This window comes from Pseudomonas sp. TH34, assembly GCF_016650865.1.
GTDB classification, from domain to species: Bacteria; Pseudomonadota; Gammaproteobacteria; order Pseudomonadales; family Pseudomonadaceae; genus Aquipseudomonas; species Aquipseudomonas yamanorum.
The window spans coordinates 93,932-117,747 of the sequence record NZ_JAEKFB010000019.1 but is presented as its reverse complement, the minus strand read 5'-3'; the positions used below and the strand labels follow the sequence as shown (position 1 = coordinate 117,747).

Sequence of the window (23,816 nt, the reverse complement as noted above, 5' to 3'; positions counted from 1 at the left end):
GTCAGTCATCGCTGATGGGCAGCACGTAGTTTTTGAACTCGGTGTCTTCCCGGAAACCAATGGATTCGTAGGTTTTCTGCGCCACCTTGTTGTCGCTGCTGGTGGAAACACGCAAGCGCACGGCATGGGTTTCCTTGGCCATCTTCTTCGCAGTACGCATCAGGTTGTCGGCCACCAACTGTCGGCGTGCGTCTTCGGCCACGTAAATGTCGTTGAGTATCCATACGCGTTTCAACGAAAGAGAGGAGTAGCTCGGATACAGCTGGCAGAAACCGAGCAGTTTCTTGTCGTCATCGTCGGCCAGTGCCAGATAGATCACGGATTCCTTGCGGCGCAGGCGTTTTTCCAGAAAGGCACGGCTCGAATCAGGGAAAGGCAGCGCGCCGTAAAACTCGCGGTATTTGACGAAAAGCGGAGTCAACAGGTCCAGGTGTTCCAGGGTCGCTTGAGTTATCCGCATGCCAGGCCTCAACTTCCAAATGGGGGATGACCACACAAGCGGCCGTGTTTCGATGCTGCCTAAAGCGGAGAAAAAGCGCAATCGTGCAGGGATCAGTCCTTCGGCGGACTGAGCAGGAAGTTGCCTTTCATCAGGTCGGGATCATCCGACTCGAGGGTTTGTACCTGGGCTTCATCTTTGAGGTTGACCCCCGACAACTGCCGGCGACAGGCCTCGCGCATCAAGTAAAGCAAGCGGTGAGCGGCCATGCCATAGCTCAAGCCTTCCAGGCGCACATTGGAGATGCAGTTACGGTACGCATCGGTGAGGCCGACCTTGGGGTTGTAGGTGAAGTACAGGCCCAGGCTGTCCGGCGAGCTAAGTCCTGGTCGCTCGCCGATCAGGATCACCACCATCTTCGCCCCCAGCAACTGGCCGACTTCATCCGCCACGGCGACGCGGCCCTGTTCCACCAGAATCACCGGCGACAGCGACCAACCCTCCGCGTGGGTTTGTTCCTCCATACGTGTAAGAAACGGCAACGTATGTTTATGCACCGCCAGCGCCGACAAGCCATCGGCCACCACCACCGCCAGGTCCACACCGCCGGGATTGGCTTCGGCATAGTCCCGCAGGGCCTGGGCCGATTCATCGCTGAGGCGCCGCCCAAGGTCCGGGCGTTGCAGGTAGCTGTGACGGTCGACGGCGGCGCTGTGCAGCAACAGGCTGTCACGGCCACGTTCGGCCAGTTGGCTGCTGAGTCCTACATGGTCAAACGGCAGGTGTACGGCGTCCCGCGCCTGGGCGTGGGCGAACTGGAAATCCAGCTGCGCACCGGTAGGAATGCTGGTGCCGGTACGGCCCAGGGCAATTCGCGCCGGGGTCAGGCGCCGCAGTTCCAGCCACGGGTTGTCCACGTTGTTTTCCGGGGTGTCGATGTGCACAGGCGGTTCCTTCTTCATCCCAATTGCGCCAAGGCGTGGCGGAATGCCGGTGGCAGGCTGTTGCCGAAGTGCACCTTGCCGTCGGCTTGCGTGAAGATGCCCATTTTCGCCAGCCACTGTTCAAACTCCGGTGCCGGCTTTAAACCCAATGTTTGCCGGGCGTAGAGCGCGTCGTGGAACGAGGTGGTCTGGTAGTTGAGCATGATGTCGTCGGAGCCCGGGATGCCCATGATGAAGTTGATCCCAGCCACGCCCAGCAGGGTGAGCAGGGTGTCCATGTCGTCCTGGTCGGCTTCGGCGTGGTTGGTGTAGCAGATGTCGCACCCCATCGGCACGCCCAGCAGCTTGCCGCAGAAGTGGTCTTCGAGGCCGGCGCGGATGATCTGCTTGCCGTTGTACAGGTATTCGGGGCCGATAAAACCGACCACGGTGTTCACCAAAAACGGTTTGAAGTGCCGGGCCACGGCGTAGGCGCGGGTTTCGCAGGTTTGCTGGTCGACGCCAAAGTGCGCGTTGGCCGACAAGGCGCTGCCCTGGCCGGTTTCGAAATACATCAGGTTTTGCCCGAGGGTGCCGCGATTAAGGCTCAGGCCCGCGTCGTAGCCTTCCTGCAACACGCTCAGGCTGATGCCGAAACTGGCGTTGGCCGCTTCGGTGCCGGCGATCGACTGGAACACCAGGTCCAGCGGCACGCCACGGTTGATGGCTTCGATGGAGGTGGTGACGTGGGTCAGCACGCAGGCCTGGGTCGGAATTTCGTAGCGCTGGATGATCGCGTCGAGCATTTCCAGCATGGCGCAGATTGAAGCGATGCTGTCGGTGGCCGGGTTGATGCCGATCATTGCGTCGCCGTTGCCGTAGAGCAGGCCGTCGAGAATGCTCGCGGCGATGCCCGCCGGTTCATCGGTGGGGTGGTTGGGTTGCAGGCGGGTAGACAGGCGCCCGCGCAGGCCCATCGTGCCGCGAAACTGTGTGACGACACGGATCTTCTGCGCCACCAGTACCAGGTCCTGCACACGCATGATCTTCGACACGGCGGCGGCCATTTCCGGTGTCAGCCCGGGTGCCAGGGCGCGCAGGCTTTGTTCATCAGCGGCGTCGCTGAGCAGCCAATCCCGTAAACCCCCGACGGTCAGGTGGCTGACCACGGAAAACGCCTGTTTATCGTGGGTGTCGATAATCAGTCGGGTGACTTCGTCGCTTTCGTACGGGATCAAGACTTCTTCGAGAAAGTGCTTCAACGGAATATTGGCCAGGGCCATTTGCGCGGCCACCCGCTCACCGTCGTTCTGCGCGGCAACACCGGCGAGGAAATCCCCGGAGCGCGCCGGGCTGGCCTTGGCCATCACGTCCTTGAGGCTGTCGAAGCGGTAGGTCAATGCGCCTACCGCGTGGGAAAAACTTGCCATACAGAGTCTCCTTGTCGGTGCGGGCAGAATGTGAGTAAAGCCCCCGCACCGAGGTTTACGGCGTTTAATGCAAGGCGGCCTCTGCGGCCTGAATCGCCGCAAATTCTTCTTCCGGCGTGCCTGCTACCAAGTGATGCCGACTGTAGAAAGCAAAGTAAGCAATTAATACTCCATAGATGATCGCGGCGCCAATCACCACGCGTGGATCCACCAGAAAGCCCGCCACAACGGCGATGCAGGCCAGTACCAGGGCGACGCCCGAGGTGAAGATGCCGCCCGGTGTGCGGTAAGGGCGATCCATTTTGGGGCGGCGGATGCGCAAGGTGATGTGCGCGGCCATCATCAGCACGTAGGAAATGGTCGCGCCGAACACGGCCACCAGGATCAGCAAATCACCCTGGCCGGTCAGCGACAGGCCAAACCCGATAATGCCGGGGATCACCAGGGCCAGGACCGGCGCCTTGCTTTTGTTGGTCTGCGACAGCTTGCGCGGCAGGTAGCCGGCGCGGGACAGGGCGAAGATCTGCCGGGAGTAGGCGTAGATGATCGAGAAGAAACTCGCGATCAGCCCGGCCAGGCCCACCAGATTGACGAAGTGGCCCATCCAGGTGGAACCGCCATAGGCTTTGGACAGCGCCTCCACCAGCGGATTGCCCGACGCCATCAGCGCATAGGCGCCGGCACCGCCCGGGGCGATCACCAGAATCAGCAGGGCGAAGCTGGTCAGCACCACAATGGCGCCAATCAGGCCGCGGGGCAGGTCGCGTTTCGGGTTCTTGGTTTCTTCAGCGGCCAGGGGCACGCCTTCGACGGCCAGGAAGAACCAGATTGCATAGGGAATCGCCGCCCACACGCCGACGTACCCGAACGGCAGGAAGCTACTGGCGCCCTTGGCCTCGGTTACTGGAATATCCAGCAGGTTGGCGACACTGAAGTGCGGCACCATCGACACCAGGAATACACCCAGGGCAATCGCGGCGACGGCAGTAATCACAAACATCAGCTTCAGCGCCTCACCCACCCCGAAGATGTGGATGCCGATAAAGATGATGTAGAACGCCAGGTAGATCATCCAGCCGCCAATGCCGAACAGCGACTCGCAATAGGCACCGATAAACACCGCGATGGCGGCGGGGGCGATGGCGTATTCGATGAGGATCGCGGTGCCGGTGAGGAACCCGCCCCAGGGGCCGAATGCGCTGCGGGCAAAGCCGTAGCCGCCGCCGGCGGTAGGAATCATGGAGGACAGTTCGGCCAGGGAGAAACACATGCACAGGTACATGGTGGCCATCAGCAGTGTGGCGAGGAACATGCCGCCCCAGCCACCCTGGGCGAGGCCGAAGTTCCAGCCGGCGTAGTCGCCGGAGATCACGTACGCAACCCCGAGACCGACCAGAAGCACCCAGCCGGCAGCGCCTTTTTTCAGTTCCCGTTGTTGGAAGTATTCGTTGCCGACCTTTTCAAAGTCGACGGAAGACCCGGACGCCGGAGCGCCATTCGGTTCGCTGGGCATGATGGAATCCCTTTCTTATTGTTTTATCCCGGCTTACTTAAGTAAGCCGAATGAGTAGCAAGGTCTTGTGAAGATCAAGTGTGGGAGCGGGCTTGCTCGCGAATGCGGTGGGTCAGTTGAAAATTCAGTAACTGATGCACCGCATTCGCGAGCAAGCCCGCTCCCACATTTTTATTGCATTTCAAATGTGGGAGCGGGTTGTGAGTTAGAAGAAGCCCAGTGGGTTGATGTCGTAGCTCACCAGCAGGTTTTTGGTCTGCTGATAGTGATCAAGCATCATCTTGTGAGTCTCACGGCCCACACCGGACTTCTTGTAACCACCGAACGCGGCATGCGCCGGGTACAGGTGATAGCAGTTGGTCCACACACGCCCGGCCTTGATTGCCCGGCCCATGCGGTATGCGCGGTTGATGTCGCGGGTCCAAAGGCCGGCACCCAGGCCGAACTCGGTGTCGTTGGCGATCGCCAGGGCTTCGGCTTCATCCTTGAACGTGGTGATGCTCACCACCGGGCCAAAGATTTCTTCCTGGAACACCCGCATCTTGTTGGTGCCTTTGAGCAGGGTTGGCTGGATGTAATAGCCGGTGGCCAGATCGCCGGTCAGCTTCTCGACCTTGCCACCGGTCAGCAGCTCGGCGCCTTCGCCCTTGGCGATTTCGAGGTAGGACAAAATCTTGTCGAACTGCTGCTCGGACGCCTGGGCGCCGACCATGGTGTCGGTGTCCAGCGGGTCGCCACGTTTGATCGACTCGACCTTCTTCATCACCACTTTCATGAAGTCGTCGTAGATCGACTCTTCCACCAGTGCGCGGGAAGGACAGGTGCAGACTTCGCCCTGGTTGAAGAACGCGAGCACCAAACCTTCGGCGGCTTTCTCGATGAATTGCGGTTCGGCTTTCATGATGTCGGCGAAGAAGATGTTCGGCGACTTGCCGCCCAGTTCAACGGTGGACGGAATGATGTTCTCGGCGGCCGCATGCATGATGTGCGAGCCAACAGGCGTGGACCCGGTAAAGGCGATCTTGGCGATGCGCTTGCTGGTGGCCAGGGCTTCGCCGGCTTCTTTGCCGTAGCCGTGCACCACGTTCAGTACGCCCGGCGGCAGCAGGTCGCCGATCAATTCCATCAGTACGTTTATGCCCAGCGGGGTTTGCTCGGCGGGTTTGAGCACCACGCAGTTACCGGCGGCCAGTGCTGGCGCGAGTTTCCAGGCGGCCATCAGCAGCGGGAAGTTCCACGGGATGATCTGGCCGACCACGCCCAGCGGCTCGTGGAAGTGATAGGCGGCAGTGTGTTCGTTGATTTCGGCGCTGCTGCCTTCCTGGGCGCGGATGCAGCCGGCGAAGTAGCGGAAGTGGTCAGCGGCCAGCGGGATGTCGGCGTTCAGGGTTTCACGAACGGCCTTGCCGTTGTCCCAGGTTTCGGTGATGGCCAGCAGTTCGAGGTTCTGTTCGATGCGGTCGGCGATTTTCAGCAGCACCAGCGAACGGTCCTGGGCCGAGGTCTTGCCCCAGGCGTCAGCGGCAGCGTGGGCGGCGTCCAGGGCCTTGTCGATATCTTTGGCCGTGGAGCGCGGGAATTCGGCGATGGGCTTGCCGTTGACCGGCGAGGTATTGGTGAAATAGTTGCCATCGACCGGCGCGACAAATTCACCGCCGATGTAGTTGCCGTACTTGGCCTTGAACGAAACGATAGCGCCTTCAGTACCGGGGTGTGCGTAACGCATGGTGGGTATCTCCTGGCTTTTTTGTGTTTATTGGAGGACGCACGGTTGTGCTTGTTAAAGCGTAGAGCAAAGGTCGGGCCAGTGCCTCGTAGAGCCCGTAAATCAAGGGTTTAGAGGTTGTTGCAAACCGTTGCTGTGGCAGGGTTGGCACAGCCCGGGTGACAGTTTGTGCCATAAGCGGTACAGCCTGTGACCGGTGGGTCTGCCCGGGATTGCAATGGTCGGGAGGCTGGAGGATGCTGGGCACTCGCGCGCGGTAGTTCACGCAGGGAGAATAATAAGAACATGCAAAACGATCATTTCAGTCGCCATGCCCAGCAAGTCCTGACGGTCACCCGTGGGCAGGACCCGTTGCACGGGCCCGGCAGCGATCCGTCCATCGCCCGCTCCTGGCTGCGTTGCCTGGAGGACTATCACCTCGACCCCGCGCTGACCATCGCGCCCACCGTGCTCGAACATGATCGCCTGCTGGAAAGCCGCGAACGCCTGCAACAAGTGTTGAGCATCGCCGGCAGCGAAATGAACAGCCTGCACCAACAGCTCTCCGGCGCTGGTCACGCGGTACTGCTGACCGACTCCCGTGGGGTGATCCTCAACTGCGTCACCGCCCCCAGCGAGCGCAAGATTTTCGAACGTGCCGGCCTGTGGCTGGGCGCCGACTGGAGCGAGGCCTGCGAAGGCACCAACGGCATCGGCACCTGCCTGGTGGAGCGCCAGTCCCTGACGATTCATCGCGATGAACACTTCCGTGGCCGACATACCGGCCTGACCTGCTCGGCCAGCCCGGTGTTCGACCCCCATGGCGAGCTGCTGGCGGTGCTGGATGTGTCTTCGGCCCGGGAGGCGGTGTCGCGCCAGAGCCAGTTCCACACCATGGCGCTGGTCAATCTTTCGGCGAAGATGATCGAGAGCTGTTACTTCCTGCGGCATTTTGAACACCACTGGTTGCTGCGCTTTCATTTGCAGGCGGAGTCCGTGGGCCTGTTCAGTGAGGGGTTGCTGGCGTTCGATGGCGACGGGCGCATTTGTGCGGTGAACCAGAGTGCGTTGAACCTGCTCGGGCAAATCCGTGGCGGCCTGTTGGGGCAGCCGGTGGAGGCGTTTTTCGATTGCTCCCTGGACGAGTTGCTCGGGCGTGCCAGCGCGAATGCCAGCGCCAGTTGGCCCCTGCGTACCCGCGATGGCCGAGGGTTGTTCGCGGTGTTGCGCGGCCAGCCTCGCAGCGTGCCGGCGCCGATTCCCCAGGCTTTGCCCGAGCGGCCTCGGTTGCCGGGCATTTGCCTGGGAGATGCGGCGTTGCAAAACGATTTCCGTAAGGCGTTACGTGTGTTTGAGCGCGACGTGCCGTTGCTGATCAATGGCGAAACCGGCTCCGGTAAGGAGGCATTTGCCAAGGCAGTGCACCATGCCAGTCTTCGGGCCGACAAAGCCTTTATCGCCCTGAACTGCGCGGCCATCCCGGAAAGCCTGATCGAGAGCGAGCTGTTCGGCTATCGCGGCGGCAGTTTCACCGGCGCCCGTAAGGAAGGCATGCGCGGCAAGCTGCAACAAGCCGACGGCGGCACGTTGTTTCTGGATGAAATCGGTGACATGCCCCTGGCGTTGCAAACCCGGCTGTTGAGAGTGTTGGAAGACCGGCTTGTGGTGCCCATCGGCGGCGAGCCGCAGGCGGTGAACGTCAGAATCATCAGCGCCACCCACCGTAATTTGCTGGAGCGGGTAGAGGACGGCAGTTTTCGCGAAGACCTGTACTACCGGCTGAACGGTCTGGAAATCGCCCTGCCGCCGTTGCGTGAGCGCAGCGATAAGTCGCAACTGCTCGACTTTCTATTGGCTGAGGAGACGGGCGACCAGCCGGTGTTGCTCGACAGCCCTGCGCGTCAGGCACTGTTGGCATTTGCCTGGCCGGGCAATGTGCGGCAGTTGCGCACGGTGCTGCGCACGTTGGCGGCATTGTGTGACGACGGACGGATTGGGCTCGAGGACCTGCCGGCGGTCATTCGCCAGGCGCGCGCGCAGCCGGCAGTAGTGGAGGACCGTTCGGATTCGCCCTTGGACGACGCAGAGCGCCTGGCGCTGCTCAATGCCTTGGAGCAACAGCGCTGGCACATGAGCCACACGGCGGAGCAACTGGGGGTTAGCCGTAACACCTTGTATAGAAAACTGCGCAAACACGGGATCGCCCGTTAGCTAAAGGGTGCGATTTTTCCCACCCTACGCTAACCTGCCTCGATGTTTTACGAGGTCGACTATGCACATTCATATTCTCGGTATTTGCGGCACGTTCATGGGCTCGATGGCGGTTCTCGCCAAAGAACTGGGCCATCATGTTACTGGCTCCGATGCCAATGTTTATCCACCCATGAGCACGCAACTGCAGGCCCAGGGCATTGAGCTGACCCAAGGCTACGACCCGGCGCAGTTCGACCCGGTCCCGGATCTGGTGGTGATCGGCAATGCCATGAGCCGCGGCAACCCGGCGGTCGAGTATGTACTGAATAAAGGTTTGCCTTACGTGTCTGGCCCGCAATGGCTGGCAGACCACGTGTTGCAAGGCCGTTGGGTGCTGGCGGTTGCCGGAACCCACGGCAAGACCACCACCAGCAGCATGCTGGCCTGGGTGCTGGAGCATGCGGGCATGAGCCCGGGCTTCCTGATCGGCGGCGTACCGCAGAATTTCTCGGTGTCGGCGCGCCTCGGCGACACCCCGTTCTTTGTCATCGAAGCCGATGAATATGACAGCGCGTTCTTCGACAAGCGTTCCAAGTTCGTTCACTACCGCCCGCGCACGGCGATCCTGAACAACCTGGAGTTCGATCACGCGGATATCTTCCCCGATCTGGCGGCCATCGAGCGGCAGTTCCACCACTTGGTGCGCACAATCCCAAGCGAAGGCCTGGTGATTCACCCGACCACCGAGCCAGCCCTGCAGCGGGTCATCGAGATGGGCTGCTGGACCCCGGTACAAACCACCGGCGCGGGCGGCCAATGGCAGGTCAAGCTGCTGAGTGAAGACGGTTCAAAATTTGAAGTGCTGTTCGAAGGCGTCGCCCAGGGCATCGTCGATTGGGACATGACGGGCCAGCACAACGTCGCCAACGCCTTGGTCACCCTGGCGGCCGCGCGGCATGTCGGCGTGGTGCCATCCATGGGCATCGCCGCCTTGAGCGCATTCAAGAGCGTCAAGCGCCGTATGGAAAAGGTCGCCGAAGTGAATGGGATTACCATCTACGACGACTTTGCCCACCACCCGACGGCCATCGCCACCACCCTGGATGGCTTGCGCAAGCGCGTGGGTGACGCCCAGGTAATCGCGATTATCGAGCCACGCTCCAACTCCATGAAGCTGGGCGCCCACCGTGATGGTTTGCCGGAAAGCGTGAACGATGCAGACCAGGCTGTGTGGTATGCACCGGCCAACCTCGGCTGGGACTTGCCCGCCATCGCCGCGCTGTGCACGGTGCCGTCGATTTGCTGCGACTCACTGGAAGGCATCATCGAGCACGTGAAACACCAGGCCAAGCCCGGCGCTCACGTGGTGATCATGAGCAACGGCGGCTTCGGCGGCCTGCACGGCAAACTCGCCGAGGCCCTGAAGTGAGCGGCCCGGAACGCGTCACCCTGGCGATGACCGGCGCATCGGGCGCGCCCTATGGCTTGCGCCTGCTGGATTGCCTGGTGCGCGAAGACCGCGAGGTGCACTTCCTGATTTCCAAGGCGGCGCAATTGGTGCTGGCCACCGAGACCGATGTTGCGTTGCCGCCCAAGGTGCAGATGATGCAGGCCTTCCTCACCGAGTACACCGGTGCGGCGGCGGGGCAGATCAAGGTCTATGGCAAGGAAGACTGGATGTCGCCGGTGGCCTCGGGCTCCGGCGCGCCGGCCGCGATGGTGGTGGTGCCGTGCTCCACCGGGACCTTGTCGGCGATTGCCACCGGGGCCTGCAACAACCTGATCGAGCGCGCGGCGGACGTGACCTTGAAAGAGCGTCGCCAGCTGATTCTGGTGCCGCGCGAAGCGCCGTATTCGAGCATCCACCTGGAGCACATGCTCAAACTGTCGAACATGGGCGTGACCATCTTGCCGGCGTCGCCGGGTTTCTATCACCAGCCGCAGACCATCGATGACCTGGTGGACTTTGTGGTGGCGCGGATTCTCAACCTGCTGAACATTCCCCAGGACATGCTGCCGCGCTGGGGCGAGCACCATTTGAGCAGTGATGAATAAACTACTGATGACCTTGTTGGCGCTGCAACTGACGGGGTGCGCGACGGCGCGCACGCTGGATGCGGCGCAACCTGGTGCGCCGGTGGTGTATGCCGGGACGCGCCTGGATATGTATGCCATTCAGGGTGGGTGCTGCGCGATGGACCGCTTCGGAGCCGAGGCGCCGAGCTATCCCCATGTGGACCTGCCGGCCAGCGCGCTGCTCGACACGCTGCTGTTGCCGCTGTCGGTGCTGACGGTGTTGGGGGTTGGGTTTAACGCGACGGGCGGGCTCTAGTACTTAATCTCAGGATTAACAGAAATCCAATGTGGGAGCGGGCTTGCTCGCGAATGCGCAGTGTCAGTCAATACATCAGTGACTGATCCACCGCATTCGCGAGCAAGCCCGCTCCACATTTTGATTGTGTTCGGCCTGGATTACGGGTTACTTGCCGAGCTTACGCAACTCATCCGACTCCACAACCCGCACCCCATCCTGCTCTTCCAGCGCCAGCCGCCACATCGCGCGCGCCAGTTCACACACTTCAATGCCGTGGTATTTACCCGGAATCAGCCGCGACAATGGCCCGGCCAGTTGCTCGGCCAGGCGTGGCTCCAACCGCTCACCCAGCAACAGTGAAGGTCGGACGATGGTCAACTGCGGCCAATCCTGAGCCTTCAGCGCCTGTTCCATCTCGCCCTTGACCCGGTTGTAGAAGATCGAGGATTTCGGATCGGCACCAATCGCGCTGATCACGATCAGGTGCCGCGCACCCATTTCCCGGGCGCGCTTGGCAAAGGCCACGACCATGTCCAGGTCGACGGCGCGGAAGGCTGCTTCAGACCCGGCCTGTTTGATGGTGGTGCCCAGGCAGCAGAAGGCGATGTCCACTTGGCCGCTCAACTGCGGCAGGAACACCGCCGGGTCGCCCACCGGGTTTTCCAGGTGTGGATGCTCGGCCAGCGGCTTGCGGCTGGGCGCCAGCACCCGGGTCACGGTCGGCTCGTTGAGCAGGCGGTCCAGCAGGTGCTCCCCGGTCAGGCCGGTCGCTCCTGCGAGCAAAATATGCTGAGGCGTCAGGTACATGGTGTTTCCCCCTTTATACAGATTCAGCTTAGTTGCTCTTGGCTTCCTTGCTATTCATTGAGACGCTTTCGAGCGCCTTTCGTGCCTGCTGTTTGCGTAATAATTGCCAATGGGCGATCACGCCTTTGGGGGCCCAGATCTGCGGTTCGGAGGCTTCGAAGTTGTCGGCCTGTTCGCGTTCGGCCACGTGGGTCTGCGCCAGCTTGAAGGCTTGCTGCAAATCGTCGGTCTGGTTGAAGGCCTGGGCGAAGAGGGCGTCGCCGAAATAGGTGAAATCAGCCTCTTCAGAGCAGCCGAACGATACGCGGTCGGCCCGCGACGCGGTCATGATCAGGGTGTGTTCGTCTTTCAGGGCCGGGATGAACCCGCCGGAGTAGCAGGCCGAAATCACGATGATCTTGTCGCGATTTTTCAGCGGTGCCAGCACGGCGGCCAGTTCATCGGCCGGCAGGTCGGCCAGCTCCATGCGCGGCTGGTCGAGCACCAGTTCGTGTTCGTGGGTGCCGTGGCTGGTCAGGTAGATGAACACCAGGTCTTGCGGGCCACTGCGTTCGGCCAGGGTCTGCACCGCACGGCGCAGGCTTTCACGAGTGGCCATCGGGCGGTCGGCGATATGGTCGCGATGGTTCACCAGGCGGATCTGGCCATAGGCGCCGAAGCGGGTGGCGAGCATGTTGCTGACGTAGTCGGCTTCACGCAGGAATACGCTTTGTTTGCCGTCGCCGGCCACCACCAGGCTGTACAGCTCCACGCCCGATTTGGACGCGGGCACGGCGGCGAGGGCCTCATCCAGTAAGCGACCCTGGGCAAACAGGCCGATCTCCAATGGGTCAGGCAATAATTTGCCATCGGCGTCGCGCACGCGCATGCCGTTGACCCAAGTGCCGGCCTGTACGGTACCGTCGGTAAGCACCAGGGTGCCGCGGCCTTGATAGCTGTCGCTGTCGAAGCCGCCAATATAGAAGCTGCCGTCGGTGAGGTTCAGGCGGCCTGGGCCGGTGAAGCGCCAGTCGACGAATTGGCCGACGTAGTGGCTGCCGTCGACGCCGATCAGTTCACCCTTGCCGCTGAGGGCGCCTTCCTTGAATTCGCCGATCCACACGTCGCCGTCGGCGTTTTCATAACGGCCCTTGCCATTGAGCTGGTTCTGTTTGAAGTGGCCGATGTACATGTCGCCTTCGGCGCTGTTGAAGGTGCCGTTGCCCTCCAACTGGCCATCGACGAAGTGGCCGCTGAACTGGTTGCCGCTGTCGTCGTTGCGCTGGCCTTCGCCGTTGGGCTTGCCGTGGGCGAACTGGCCCTGGTACTGGCTGCCGTCGGCCAGTTCGAGACGGCCGAGACCGGAATACTGGTCGTCCTTGAATTCGCCGCGATAGGTCATCTGCCCTTCTTTGAGGGTGCCTTCGCCGTTGCGCTTGCCTTGCTTGAACCCGCCGACGTAGCTGTTGCCCGCGGTGGTCAGGCTGCCCTGGCCGTCAAACAGGCCTTGCTGGAACTGGCCTTTATAGACCTCGCCGTTGCTGCCATGCCATTCGCCCTGGCCGTGCCACTGGCCTTTATCGAACTGGCCGGCGTACCAACTGCCGTTGGGGTAGTCCACTCGGCCCTGGCCTTGCAGCAAGCCATTGACCACATCGCCACGGTAGCGACCGCCATCGGGCAGCCGCGCATCGGGCGGCAACAGCGATTCGCCGTCGCCGCACGCGGTGAGCAACAGGACAAGAGCAAGGGGAGCGAGTGGGCGCATAGCGGGATCCGGATAATTGAGCGCCGAGTATGCCGCAGCTGCGAGATCTATACATAAATTTACATGAATTGTGGTGAGCAGGCGGGCTCACCACAGCCAGGCTCAGACGAAGCAGAGTGACAACGACTCGGCTATATACGCCGGTTTCTCCTGGCCATCGATTTCCAGGGTGCAGGTGGCCTTAAGCAGCCACTGCCCCGGTTTTTTCTCGGTAGCGTCGGTGAGGGTCACGGCCAGGCGCACTTTGGAGTCGACCTTCACCGGCTGAATGAAGCGCACGCTGTCCAGGCCATAGTTGACGGCCATTTTCAGGCCTTCGGGCATGATCAGGATGTCTTCGATCAGCTTGGGTATCAGCGACAGCGACAGGAAACCGTGGGCGATGGTGCTGCCAAACGGCGTCTTGGCGGCTTTCACCGGGTCGACGTGGATGAACTGAAAATCGCCGGTGGCCTCCGCGAACAGGTTGATGCGCTCCTGGTCGATGGTGAGCCATGCGGAACGTCCCAGTTCCTTGCCGACATAATCCTTGAGTTGCTCTACGGGTACTGAGGGCATTGCGACTCTCCTTCTTTGTTCGATTGGCTTCATCGTTTTGTATTTTTGGACAGGTCCAGAGAACCAATGTAGATCATCACGGGGACTTGGCCCGGTCAACCCACCATGCTTTTGGCGAATGCCGTTCCATAGAGGCGGCGTGCTTATAATGCCGACACGCTTTTGGGGGGGAAGAACGGATGCTGTTACGCGGTCTGACATGGCTGGTGCTGTTTCAATTGCTCGGCACGGCGATCAATCATTTGTTTGTCCCGGTGCTGCCGGGGCCGATTATCGGGCTGCTGCTGATGCTGGCCTTCCTGGTGTGGCGCGGCGAAGTCGGTGAACCCCTGAGCCTGGCGGCCAGCAGTCTTCTGCGTTATTTACCGTTGCTGCTGGTGCCGCCTGCGGTCGGCGTGATGGTGTATGCCAAGGACATCGCCGCCGACTTCTGGGCCATCGTCGGCGCGTTGGTGTTGTCGCTGGTGATCGCCATGGGCTTTGTCGGCGTGCTGATGCAGCAGATGGTCAAGCGCAAGGAGAAGGATCAATGATCTTCGACTGGCACGGCGCGTGGACGGCGGTCATCCATCACCCGCTGTTCGGCATCGGCATCACCCTTGGCGCCTATCAACTGGTGCTGGCCGGCTTCGAGAAAACCCGCTGGATTTTCCTGCAGCCGGTGCTGGTGTCGATGCTGCTGGTGATCGGCGTGTTGCTCAGTTGCGGCCTGACCTACGTCGAGTACCGCAAGAGCACCGAGATCATGAGCATCCTGCTGGGCCCGGCGACGGTGGCCCTGGCGGTGCCGCTTTACCTGAATCTGCGACGGATTCGCCAATTGTTCTGGCCGATTTTTACTACGCTGGTGGTGGGAGGCGTATTGGCGACCGGCCTGTGCGTGCTGCTGGGCTGGTGGTTTGGCGCTGAACACATGATGCTGATGACCATGGCGCCCAAGTCCGTGACGTCACCGATTGCGATGCTGGTGGCCGAGCAGATCGGCGGCGTGGCGGCATTGGCGGCGGTGTTTGTGCTGATCACCGGCGTGATCGGCGCGATGATCGGCCCGGCGTATTTATCGCGCCTGGGCGTGCACAGCCCCGAGGCGCGCGGCATGGCGCTGGGCATGACCGCCCACGCCGTGGGTACCTCGGTGGCCTTGCAGGAAAGCGAAGAGACCGGCGCCTTTGCGGCGTTGGCCATGAGTTTGATGGGCGTGGCCACGGCGGTGTTCTTGCCGTTGGCCGTGTCGCTGGTTATTTAAGTCGGGTTTAAGGAAACCTTTATGAGTCTGGCGCTTTTCCCGCTCAATACCGTGCTGTTTCCCGGGTGCACCCTCGACCTGCAATTGTTCGAGGCCCGCTATCTGGACATGATCAGCCGCTGCATGAAAAAGGGCGAAAGCTTTGGCGTGGTGTGCATCCTCGACGGCAAGGAAGTCGGGCTTGCGCCGGATGGCTATGCGTTGATTGGCTGCGAAGCGCTGATCCGCGACTTCAAGCAGCAGGACAATGGCCTGCTGGGGATTCGGGTCGAGGGCGGTCGGCGCTTCCGTGTGCGCGATGCCGGTGTGCAGAAAGACCAACTGCTGGTGGCTGAGGTGCAATGGCTGGACGAACATCCCGAGCAGCCCCTGGAAGAGGAAGACGCCGACTTGTTGGCGTTGCTCCATGCCCTGGCCGAGCACCCGATGGTGGCGTCCCTGGACATGGGCACCCACGCAGATGGCCAGCAGGCCTTGGCCAATCAGTTGGCGTATCTGCTGCCCTTTACCGAGGCTGACAAGATCGACCTGCTGCAACTCGATGACCCGCAACTGCGTCTGGATGCGATCCAGCTGTTGTTGGATGAGTTGCAGGGTGAACTGTTTACTCAGTAGGCGTACCTGAGCAGCGCGTGGGAGGTGCCGGTAAACGCAATGAGCCCGAGCACCGCGCCACACACCGGCAAGATCAGCCACCAGACTTTCGGCGGCATCGGTGGCAGCGGGCTGCGGTGCTGGCTTAGCGTCAGGCTGAAGGCGCAGACCGTCATTGCCAGCAGAGTGCCGGCCAGAATGTCTGTCGGCCAATGCGCGCCCAGGTAGACCCGGGAGATGGCGATGGTGGCGGCGGGGATGCAGCCGAGCACCAGCCAGGTCAGCCGCAGGCGGGTCGGCTGACCACGGCCGGCCAGCACTGCCAATGCCAGGAAGAATGCGAACGAGCCGGACGCATGGCCGCTGGGCATGCTGAAGCTGGTGAGCGGGTCGGTCAGCACTTCAGGGCGCATCCGCGCAAAAAACAGCTTGGTGCCGGTATTGATCAGCGCAGCGCCCAGCAGGGTGGCGCCGACAAAGATTGCCTGGCGCCATTGCCGCGCCACTACCAGCAGGCCGGTCAACACGGCGCTGGCCACAAACATCTTCTTGAACTCGCCGAGCTGGGTCACCATCACCATCGCCCGATCAATCGCCGGGCCGCGGTGTTCCTGCACCAGCGCCATCAAGCCTTGGTCAAAGTCGTTCAGGTAGGGATAGCCGATAAACAGCGCGAGCAGCAATGTGCCGCCGATGCAGCCAATCCACAGGGTGGCGCGCCGGTGGCCGCGCAGGCTGCTGTTGAGGCTCACACCGATCAGCACCGCCAGGCACGCGGCGACAATCCCGGCCTCCGACCAGAAACCTTCGGGCAGTGGCAGGCGGAAGGCCGCGCCGGTGGCCCAGCCCGGCAGCAGATACGCCACCGACCATCCCGCGCCGGCCAGCAGGCTCACGGCAGCAAAGCGTGGGAAGGGCATGTCGCACATGCCCGCAACCATCGGTAACATCGGCCGCAGCGGGCCAATGAAGCGTCCTACCAGCAGGCTCGCAATGCCGTATTTGTGGAAGTAAGTCTCGGCGCCGCTCATCCATTCAGGGTGGTGCCGCAGGCCGGGCAGGCGCCGGATGTTCTGGTGGAAATGGCGACCGAGGAAGTAGGAAGCCACATCGCCCACCACACCACCGAGGAAGCCCAGCAACAGGGTTTCTCCCAGGGACAGTGCGCCGCTGCCGGCCAATGCGGCGATGGCAAACAGCAACACCGTGCCCGGTACGATCAGGCCGGCAATGGCCAGGCACTCCACGCACGCCACGATAAACACCGCTACGGCCAGCCATTGCGGGTTCAGGGTCAGCCAGCCGGTAATGCCATCGAGCCATGGGCCCATACAATCAAACTCCCTTTGTGAATATTGCCCCCTCTGTAGGAGCGAGCTTGCTCGCGAAGGTCGTTAACGCTAACGCGGGCTATCTGGTTTTGCGCGGCGCTCTCGGGTTCTTCGCGAGCAAGCTCGCTCCTACAGGAGGCTCGTGTGTTTCAAATCAAAAAATAGTCGCGGCCTTCGACCTGGCCCCGGCGCAGCGGGTTCCGTGTGCAATACGGTGCATAACCGGCATCCACGAAGCGGTACATCAGGTGTTCATCGCGCCCGCCGGGGATGCCCAGGCGGGTGGTCTGGATGATCTGCGCCGGCGCCAGCCCCACGTCTTCCACGTAGAGCCGCTCCTGGTCAAAGCGTTTGGCATCCCACATCGGCACCTTCAAACCCAGCGCCTTGCACAGCAAGGTCTGGCCGGCACACAGCTTTTGCGAGGGGCGCGGCTTGCCGCTGGCGTCCGGGTTGTTCAGCAGCATCTGCGCCAGGCTGGCCGGGCCCGACACTTCGTCGACCCACGGATAGGCCGATTTGATCAGCACCGCATTGCCCGGGCCATGGGCGCTGAAGTTCAGTGAGTCGCCGCCACGGGCGTAGTACATATAGATGTGGCCGCCATCCAGAAACAAAGCCTTACGCTTTTCTGTGTAGCCGAGGGACGCGTGGCTGCCTTTTTCGGCGAGGTAATAGGCTTCGGTTTCGATAATTCGCGCCGACAGCCACAAATCACCGACACGGTGGCGAATGACTTTTCCCAGCAATTCGCGCGCGAGCAGTTGCGCGTCACGGTCGAAAAAGCCGTCGGGCAGGGCACTGGCGGGGATCAATGGCGAAAAACTGGACATGGCGATCAAAGGTAATGCGGCTAAATGTGACAGGATGATAACAACTCCAGCCTTAATTCCCGCTGAACGTCGGGTTTTTACAGTTCATTTCGACCATCCGCCCCTCACCGCTGTCCGTAGGACGGCGTCACAGCTATAATCTGCCGCTTTCCTCTTTGCCAAGACCCCACCAGACCATGACTGAGTCCGTTCTTGACTACATGACCCGCCTGGGTCGCGCTGCCCGTCAGGCTTCGCGGTTGATCGCCCGTGCGAGCACGGCGCAGAAGAACCGCGCCTTGCTGGCGGCTGCCGACGCTCTGGATGCTTCGCGCTCCGAGCTGACCGCCGCCAACGAGCAAGACCTGGCCAACGGCCGGGCAAATGGTCTGGAGCCTTCCTTGCTGGATCGCCTGGCGCTGACGCCGGAACGCATCGACGACATGATCGAAGGTTTGCGCCAGGTGGCGAAGCTGCCTGACCCCATCGGTGAAATCCGCGACATGCGCTACCTGCCCTCGGGTATCCAGGTGGGCAAGATGCGCGTGCCCCTGGGCGTGATCGGCATCATCTATGAGTCGCGCCCGAACGTGACCATCGACGCCGCAAGCCTGTGCCTCAAGTCCGGCAATGCCACCATCCTGCGGGGCGGTTCCGAGGCCATCAATTCCAACCGTGCCATCGCCGCGTGCATTCAGCAGGGCCTGGCCGTGGCCGAGCTGCCGGCCGAAGTGGTGCAAGTGGTCGAGACCACCGACCGCGCCGCCGTTGGCGCGCTGATCACCATGCCTGAATTCGTTGACGTGATCGTTCCGCGGGGCGGCAAGAGCCTGATCGAGCGCGTGAGCCGTGATGCCAAGGTGCCGGTTATCAAGCACCTGGATGGCGTCTGCCACGTGTTCATCGACATCGCCGCCGACCTCGACAAGGCGATCCGCATTGCCGACAACGCCAAGACTCATCGCTACGCCCCGTGCAACACCATGGAAACCCTGCTGGTGCACGCCGGCATTGCCGATCGCGTGCTGCCGCCGCTGGCTGCCATCTACCGCGACAAGGGCGTTGAACTGCGCGGCTGCGAACGTACCCGGGCGATCCTCGGCAGCGACGTGATTGAAGCCACCGAGCAAGACTGGTACACCGAATACACGGCGCCGATCCTGTCGATCCGCATTGTCGACGACCTGGATCAGGCCATCGAACACATCAACCAATACGGCTCCAAGCACACCGACGCCATTGTCACCGAGCATTTCAGCGACGCTCGGCGTTTCCTCAACGAAGTGGATTCCGCTTCGGTGATGGTCAACGCTTCGACGCGCTTCGCCGACGGCTTCGAGTATGGCCTGGGGGCGGAGATCGGTATCTCCACCGACAAGCTCCACGCACGCGGCCCGGTTGGCCTGGAAGGGCTGACCAGCGAGAAGTACGTGGTGTTCGGTGACGGTCATGTGCGCACTTGATGGGTAAACGCATCGGGCTGCTCGGCGGCACCTTCGACCCCGTGCACATCGGCCATTTGCGCAGTGCACTGGAAGTCGCGGACGCCCTCGGGCTGGATGAGTTGCGCCTGGCACCGAATGCCCGGCCGCCCCATCGCGACACGCCGCAGGTGTCTGCGCAGCAGCGCCTGGAGATGGTCCGCCTGGCGGTGGCCGGCATCGCACCACTGGTGGTGGACGACCGCGAACTCAAACGCGACAAACCGTCCTACACTGTCGACACCCTGGAACTGATGCGGGCCGAGTTGGCCGCGGATGACCAGTTATTTCTACTTTTGGGCTGGGACGCGTTTTGCGGCCTGCCCACTTGGCACCGCTGGGAAGAGTTGCTCCAGCATTGCCACATCCTGGTGCTGCAACGCCCGGATGCCGACGCAGAATCGCCGGATGCCTTGCGCAACCTGCTGGCAGCGCGGTCGGTAAGTGACCCTTTGGCCCTGACCGGGCCGAGCGGGAATATTGCATTCGTCTGGCAAACCCCGCTTGCGGTGTCTGCCACCCAGATCCGTCAACTGCTGGCCAGCGGGAAGTCGGTACGTTTCCTGGTGCCTGACGCGGTCCTGGCCTACATCGATGCGCACGGGCTTTACCGTGCGTCGAACTGAAAAGGCGCGCTTGAACGCACGAACAGTCGTGCAGCGAGCGCCCGAACATACGAGCAAAACGAGTTTTATATGACGAACAAAGACGTAAGCAAAGTTAAGCGCAAAGGCACGTTCAAGAGCGCTCCTCTGCCAGTAGAAGCCCACACCGGCCCTGAGCTGGCCGGCGAAGAGCTGGTCAAGGTTGCCGTGGCTGCCCTGGAAGACGTGAAGGCCCAGGACATTCAAGTCCTGGACGTGCGCGACAAGCAGAGCATCACCGACTTCATGATCATCGCCACTGGTACCTCCAACCGCCAGATCGGCGCGATGCTGGACAAGGTTCGCGAAGCGGTCAAAGCCCAGGGCGTCAAGCCATTGGGTGAAGAAGGCAAGGGCGACAGCGACTGGGTACTGTTGGACATGGACGACGTGATCGTTCACATGATGACCAGCAACGCCCGTCAGTTCTACGACCTTGAGCGTCTGTGGAAAGGCGCCGAGCAGAGCCGTGCTGCGGATGGCAAGCACCACAGCCCTGAAGTCGGCCACGCGCACTTCGACAAGCTCAACAAAGACCAGGAATAAGGAACGGCTGTGCGCCTGCGTCTGATCGCTGTCGGTTCACGCATGCCCAAGTGGGTGGAAGAAGGCTGGCATGAATATGCCAAGCGCCTGCCATCCGAATTGGCGCTGGAACTGGTGGAAATACCGCTCAACACCCGGGGCAAGAATGCCGACGTGGCCCGCTTTATCCGTCAGGAAGGCGAAGCCATGCTGGCCAAGGTCGGGCCCAACGAGCGGATCGTGACCCTCGAAGTGCACGGCAAGCCCTGGAGCACCGAGCAGTTGGCGGTGGAACTGGATCGCTGGCGCCTGGATTCGCGCACGGTCAACTTCATGGTCGGCGGCCCCGAGGGGCTGGCGCCGGAAGTGTGCGCGCGGGCGGATCAGCGCTGGTCGCTGTCGCCCCTGACACTGCCGCACCCGCTGGTAAGAATTCTGATCGGTGAACAGCTGTATCGCGCCTGGACAGTTCTGTCCGGGCACCCTTACCACAAATAATCTGCGCCCTGCCTGATGACCCAGCCGATCCGCATCAAGGACCACGAGAAAGACGCACGTCTTGTACGCGCGCGGGTGGTGTTTGGCGCGATTTTGGTGGTGGCGTTGCTGGGGGTGCTGATTGCGCGCCTGTATTTCCTGCAGGTGATCCAGTACGACTATCACTCCACATTGTCGGAAAACAACCGGGTGCACGTGCAGCCGATTCCGCCGACCCGTGGGCTGATTTTCGACCGCAATGGCGTGGTGGTCGCGGATAACCGGCCCAGCTTCAGCCTGAGCATGACCCGCGAACGTTCCGGCGATTGGCAGCAGATCCTCGATGTGATCGTCGAGGTGCTGCAACTGACACCGGAAGACCGGGTGATTTTCGAGAAACGCATGAAGCAGGGGCGCCGGCCGTTTGAGCCAGTGCCGATCCTGTTCGAGCTGACCGAAGAGCAGATCGCCCGGATCGCGGTGAACCAGTTCCGACTGCCGGGTGTGGAAGTGGTGGCGCAGTTGGTGCGGCACTACCCGCAAGGGGCGCACTTCGCGCATTCGGTCGGCTACATGGGCCGGATCAACGAGAAAGAGCTGAAGACCCTCGATCCGGTCAACTACAGCGGCACCCACCATATCGGCAAGACCGGCATCGAGCGTTTTTACGAGCCGGAACTGCATGGCCAGGTGGGTTACGAGGAAGTCGAGACCAACGCCCGTGGACGCGTGCTGCGGGTGCTCAAGCGTACCGATCCGGTGCCCGGCAAGGACATCGTGCTGAGCCTGGACATCAAGTTGCAGGAAGCGGCGGAGATGGCCCTGGGCGGGCGTCGGGGTGCCGTGGTGGCGCTGGACCCGAGCACAGGCGAAGTGCTGGCGATGGTCAGTCAGCCGAGTTTTGACCCGAACCTGTTTGTCACCGGGATCAGCTTCAAGGCCTACGCCGAGCTGCGCGATTCCATTGATCGTCCGTTGTTCAACCGTGTGTTGCGCGGCCTGTATCCACCGGGTTCGACCATCAAGCCGGCGGTAGCCATTGCCGGCCTGGACTCGGGTGTGGTCACGGCGTCGAGCCGCGTGTTCGACCCCGGCTACTACATGCTGCCCAATTACGATCACAAATACCGTAACTGGAACCGTACCGGCGACGGCTATGTGGACCTGGACACGGCGATCATGCGGTCCAACGACACCTACTTCTATGACCTGGCCCACAAGCTGGGGATTGATCGGCTGTCGGAGTACATGGGCAAGTTCGGCCTCGGTCAGAAAGTCTCCCTGGACATGTTCGAAGAATCCCCAGGCCTGATGCCGTCCCGCGAGTGGAAGCGAGCAACCCGTCGACAGGCGTGGTTCCCAGGTGAAACGCTGATTCTGGGGATCGGCCAGGGCTATATGCAGGCCACGCCGCTGCAACTGGCCCAGGCCACCGCGCTGGTGGCCAACAAGGGTGTATGGAACCGTCCGCACCTGGCCAAGACCATCGAGGGCGAACGCCCGGTGGATGAAAACCCGATTCCCGACATTGTGCTGCGCGACCCGTCCGACTGGACCAAGGTCAACCACGGCATGCAGCAAGTGATGCACGGCGCCCGGGGTACCGCGCGTAAAGCGGCGGCCGGCGCGCAATACCGGATTGCCGGCAAGAGCGGTACGGCCCAGGTGGTCGCGATCAAGCAGGGTGAGAAGTACGACCGCTCCAAGGTTCAGGAGCGCCACCGTGACCACGCCTTGTTCGTCGGCTTTGCCCCGGCCGACAACCCGAAGATCGCCGTGGCGGTGATGGTCGAGAACGGTGAATCCGGTTCCGGCGTGGCAGCGCCCGTGGTGCGTCAAGTCATGGATGCCTGGCTGTTGACCGAAGACGGCAAGCTCAAGCCCGAATATGGCGGCACCCCATCCAGCGTGGAGGCTACGGCCCGTGAAGAGTAATTTTGACCGCATCCTCTCCAGCGAGGATGTGATGCGCCGTCGCGCCACCTTGCTGCAGCGCATGCACATTGATGGCCCGTTGCTGATCCTGCTGCTGACCCTCGCGGCCGGCAGCCTGTTTGTTTTGTATTCGGCCAGTGGCAAAAACTGGGACCTGCTGATCAAGCAGGCGTCTTCGTTTGGCCTGGGCCTGTTGTCGATGGTGGTGATCGCTCAGCTGGAGCCGCGCTTCATGGCGCGCTGGGTGCCGCTGGGGTACGTCGCAGGGGTGTTGCTGCTGGTGGTGGTGGATGTCATGGGGCATAACGCCATGGGTGCCACCCGCTGGATCAACATCCCGGGGGTGATTCGCTTCCAGCCGTCGGAATTCATGAAGATCCTGATGCCGGCGACCATCGCCTGGTACCTGTCAAAACGCACATTGCCGCCGCAGCTCAAGCACGTGGGCATCAGCCTGATATTGATCGGGGTGCCGTTTATCCTGATCGTGCGCCAGCCCGACCTCGGCACCTCGCTGCTGATCCTCGCGGGCGGCGCGTTCGTGCTGTTTATGGGTGGCCTGCGCTGGCGCTGGATCCTCAGCGTGCTGGCCGCCGCCGTGCCGGTGGCCGTGGCCATGTGGTTCTTTTTCATGCACGACTATCAGAAGCAGCGAATCCTCACGTTCCTCGATCCGGAGAGCGATCCGCTGGGCACCGGCTGGAACATCATCCAGTCCAAGGCCGCCATCGGTTCCGGCGGCGTATTCGGCAAGGGCTGGCTGCTGGGCACCCAGTCGCACCTGGACTTTTTGCCGGAAAGCCACACCGACTTTATTATCGCGGTGATGGGCGAGGAGTTCGGCCTGGTGGGCATCTGCGCACTGTTGCTGATTTACTTGCTGCTGATCGGTCGTGGCCTGGTGATTACTGCCCAGGCGCAAACGCTGTTCGGCAAATTGCTCGCCGGCAGCCTCACCATGACGTTTTTTGTTTACGTTTTCGTCAACATCGGTATGGTCAGTGGCCTGTTGCCGGTGGTTGGGGTGCCGTTGCCGTTCATTAGCTACGGCGGAACTTCGCTGGTGACATTGATGTCAGCGTTTGGGGTTTTGATGTCGATCCATACCCATCGTAAGTGGATCGCACAGGTTTGAATAAGGT

Annotated in this window: 23 protein-coding genes; 13 read left to right on the top strand and 10 right to left on the bottom strand. The window is 61.8% G+C overall.

The window, feature by feature from the left end; all coding sequences use genetic code 11:
* Position 1: 1 nt before the first annotated feature.
* From JFU58_RS13360 to exaC, 5 genes are all read right to left on the bottom strand, one after another.
* Positions 2–460 (bottom strand): GNAT family N-acetyltransferase, encoded by a 459-nt coding sequence (locus JFU58_RS13360; RefSeq protein WP_093204712.1) that lies wholly within the window; start codon positions 458–460, stop codon positions 2–4.
* 92 nt (positions 461–552) lie between these two features.
* Entirely contained in the window at positions 553–1,401 is an 849-nt protein-coding gene (gene eutC, locus JFU58_RS13355) for an ethanolamine ammonia-lyase subunit EutC (RefSeq protein WP_076014105.1), read from the bottom strand.
* Positions 1,398–2,792 (bottom strand): ethanolamine ammonia-lyase subunit EutB, encoded by a 1,395-nt coding sequence (locus tag JFU58_RS13350; protein ID WP_003219393.1) that lies wholly within the window; start codon positions 2,790–2,792, stop codon positions 1,398–1,400. The genes eutC and JFU58_RS13350 overlap by 4 nt, the downstream gene beginning before the upstream one ends.
* Before the next feature lie 64 nt (positions 2,793–2,856).
* The gene (gene eat, locus JFU58_RS13345) at positions 2,857–4,305 is read right to left on the bottom strand and encodes an ethanolamine permease (protein WP_201140883.1); all 1,449 of its coding nucleotides are present in this window, start codon (positions 4,303–4,305) and stop codon (positions 2,857–2,859) included.
* A gap of 205 nt (positions 4,306–4,510) precedes the next feature.
* On the bottom strand, positions 4,511–6,031 hold the full coding sequence (exaC, locus tag JFU58_RS13340; protein WP_003219398.1) for an acetaldehyde dehydrogenase ExaC: 1,521 nt from the start codon (positions 6,029–6,031) through the stop codon (positions 4,511–4,513).
* Between the two features lie 285 nt (positions 6,032–6,316).
* On the opposite strand from exaC, the gene JFU58_RS13335 reads away from it, so the two are divergent.
* From JFU58_RS13335 to JFU58_RS13320, 4 genes are all read left to right on the top strand, one after another.
* Positions 6,317–8,221, top strand: coding sequence for a sigma-54-dependent Fis family transcriptional regulator (locus tag JFU58_RS13335; RefSeq protein WP_201140882.1), 1,905 nt, complete (start codon positions 6,317–6,319; stop codon positions 8,219–8,221).
* A 61-nt stretch (positions 8,222–8,282) separates the two neighbouring features.
* Positions 8,283–9,632: a UDP-N-acetylmuramate:L-alanyl-gamma-D-glutamyl-meso-diaminopimelate ligase gene (gene mpl, locus JFU58_RS13330; protein WP_177026234.1), complete on the top strand. Its 1,350-nt coding sequence runs from the start codon at positions 8,283–8,285 to the stop codon at positions 9,630–9,632.
* On the top strand, positions 9,629–10,258 hold the full coding sequence (gene ubiX, locus JFU58_RS13325) for a flavin prenyltransferase UbiX (protein ID WP_003219402.1): 630 nt from the start codon (positions 9,629–9,631) through the stop codon (positions 10,256–10,258). Before mpl ends, ubiX begins: the two co-directional genes overlap by 4 nt.
* A complete protein-coding gene (locus JFU58_RS13320) occupies positions 10,251–10,535 on the top strand; it encodes a YceK/YidQ family lipoprotein (RefSeq protein ID WP_063026896.1) in 285 nt (94 codons plus the stop codon). The genes ubiX and JFU58_RS13320 overlap by 8 nt, the downstream gene beginning before the upstream one ends.
* Before the next feature lie 147 nt (positions 10,536–10,682).
* Here JFU58_RS13320 and JFU58_RS13315 read toward each other — a convergent pair whose 3' ends face one another.
* The 3 genes from JFU58_RS13315 to JFU58_RS13305 form a co-directional block, all read right to left on the bottom strand.
* On the bottom strand, positions 10,683–11,324 hold the full coding sequence (locus JFU58_RS13315; RefSeq protein WP_063026898.1) for an oxidoreductase: 642 nt from the start codon (positions 11,322–11,324) through the stop codon (positions 10,683–10,685).
* Between the two features lie 28 nt (positions 11,325–11,352).
* Positions 11,353–13,071 (bottom strand): C13 family peptidase, encoded by a 1,719-nt coding sequence (locus JFU58_RS13310; RefSeq protein WP_063026900.1) that lies wholly within the window; start codon positions 13,069–13,071, stop codon positions 11,353–11,355.
* Between the two features lie 102 nt (positions 13,072–13,173).
* Complete coding sequence (locus tag JFU58_RS13305) at positions 13,174–13,629, bottom strand: MaoC family dehydratase (RefSeq protein WP_017476262.1); 456 nt, start codon at positions 13,627–13,629, stop codon at positions 13,174–13,176.
* 179 nt (positions 13,630–13,808) lie between these two features.
* Here JFU58_RS13305 and JFU58_RS13300 point away from each other — a divergent pair, with 179 nt between their 5' ends.
* From JFU58_RS13300 to JFU58_RS13290, 3 genes are read left to right on the top strand one after another with little or no spacing between them, the layout of a single operon-like run.
* A complete protein-coding gene (locus tag JFU58_RS13300; protein WP_017476261.1) occupies positions 13,809–14,162 on the top strand; it encodes a CidA/LrgA family protein in 354 nt (117 codons plus the stop codon).
* Positions 14,159–14,875, top strand: a complete 717-nt coding sequence (locus JFU58_RS13295) for an LrgB family protein (protein ID WP_017476260.1) — start codon at positions 14,159–14,161, stop codon at positions 14,873–14,875. Before JFU58_RS13300 ends, JFU58_RS13295 begins: the two co-directional genes overlap by 4 nt.
* A 21-nt stretch (positions 14,876–14,896) precedes the next feature.
* The gene (locus JFU58_RS13290; RefSeq protein WP_201140880.1) at positions 14,897–15,490 is read left to right on the top strand and encodes an LON peptidase substrate-binding domain-containing protein; all 594 of its coding nucleotides are present in this window, start codon (positions 14,897–14,899) and stop codon (positions 15,488–15,490) included.
* On the opposite strand, the gene JFU58_RS13285 is transcribed toward JFU58_RS13290, so the two are convergent.
* On the bottom strand, positions 15,484–16,800 hold the full coding sequence (locus tag JFU58_RS13285) for a bifunctional DedA family/phosphatase PAP2 family protein (protein WP_201140878.1): 1,317 nt from the start codon (positions 16,798–16,800) through the stop codon (positions 15,484–15,486). The genes JFU58_RS13290 and JFU58_RS13285 overlap by 7 nt on opposite strands.
* 149 nt (positions 16,801–16,949) lie before the next feature.
* A complete protein-coding gene (locus tag JFU58_RS13280; RefSeq protein WP_177071852.1) occupies positions 16,950–17,633 on the bottom strand; it encodes a DNA-3-methyladenine glycosylase in 684 nt (227 codons plus the stop codon).
* Between the two features lie 176 nt (positions 17,634–17,809).
* On the opposite strand from JFU58_RS13280, the gene JFU58_RS13275 reads away from it, so the two are divergent.
* The 6 genes from JFU58_RS13275 (at position 17,810) to rodA (ending at position 23,809) form a co-directional block, all read left to right on the top strand.
* Positions 17,810–19,075, top strand: a complete 1,266-nt coding sequence (locus JFU58_RS13275; protein ID WP_177071851.1) for a glutamate-5-semialdehyde dehydrogenase — start codon at positions 17,810–17,812, stop codon at positions 19,073–19,075.
* Positions 19,075–19,719: a nicotinate-nucleotide adenylyltransferase gene (gene nadD, locus JFU58_RS13270; protein ID WP_003215431.1), complete on the top strand. Its 645-nt coding sequence runs from the start codon at positions 19,075–19,077 to the stop codon at positions 19,717–19,719. The genes JFU58_RS13275 and nadD overlap by 1 nt, the downstream gene beginning before the upstream one ends.
* A 69-nt stretch (positions 19,720–19,788) precedes the next feature.
* Positions 19,789–20,283: a ribosome silencing factor gene (gene rsfS, locus JFU58_RS13265; protein ID WP_003215432.1), complete on the top strand. Its 495-nt coding sequence runs from the start codon at positions 19,789–19,791 to the stop codon at positions 20,281–20,283.
* A gap of 9 nt (positions 20,284–20,292) precedes the next feature.
* On the top strand, positions 20,293–20,760 hold the full coding sequence (rlmH, locus tag JFU58_RS13260) for a 23S rRNA (pseudouridine(1915)-N(3))-methyltransferase RlmH (protein WP_003185785.1): 468 nt from the start codon (positions 20,293–20,295) through the stop codon (positions 20,758–20,760).
* A 15-nt stretch (positions 20,761–20,775) separates the two neighbouring features.
* The gene (gene mrdA / locus JFU58_RS13255; RefSeq protein ID WP_063026904.1) at positions 20,776–22,674 is read left to right on the top strand and encodes a penicillin-binding protein 2; all 1,899 of its coding nucleotides are present in this window, start codon (positions 20,776–20,778) and stop codon (positions 22,672–22,674) included.
* 31 nt (positions 22,675–22,705) lie between these two features.
* Entirely contained in the window at positions 22,706–23,809 is a 1,104-nt protein-coding gene (rodA, locus tag JFU58_RS13250) for a rod shape-determining protein RodA (protein ID WP_050543221.1), read from the top strand.
* The last annotated feature ends 7 nt before the right edge of the window (positions 23,810–23,816 follow it).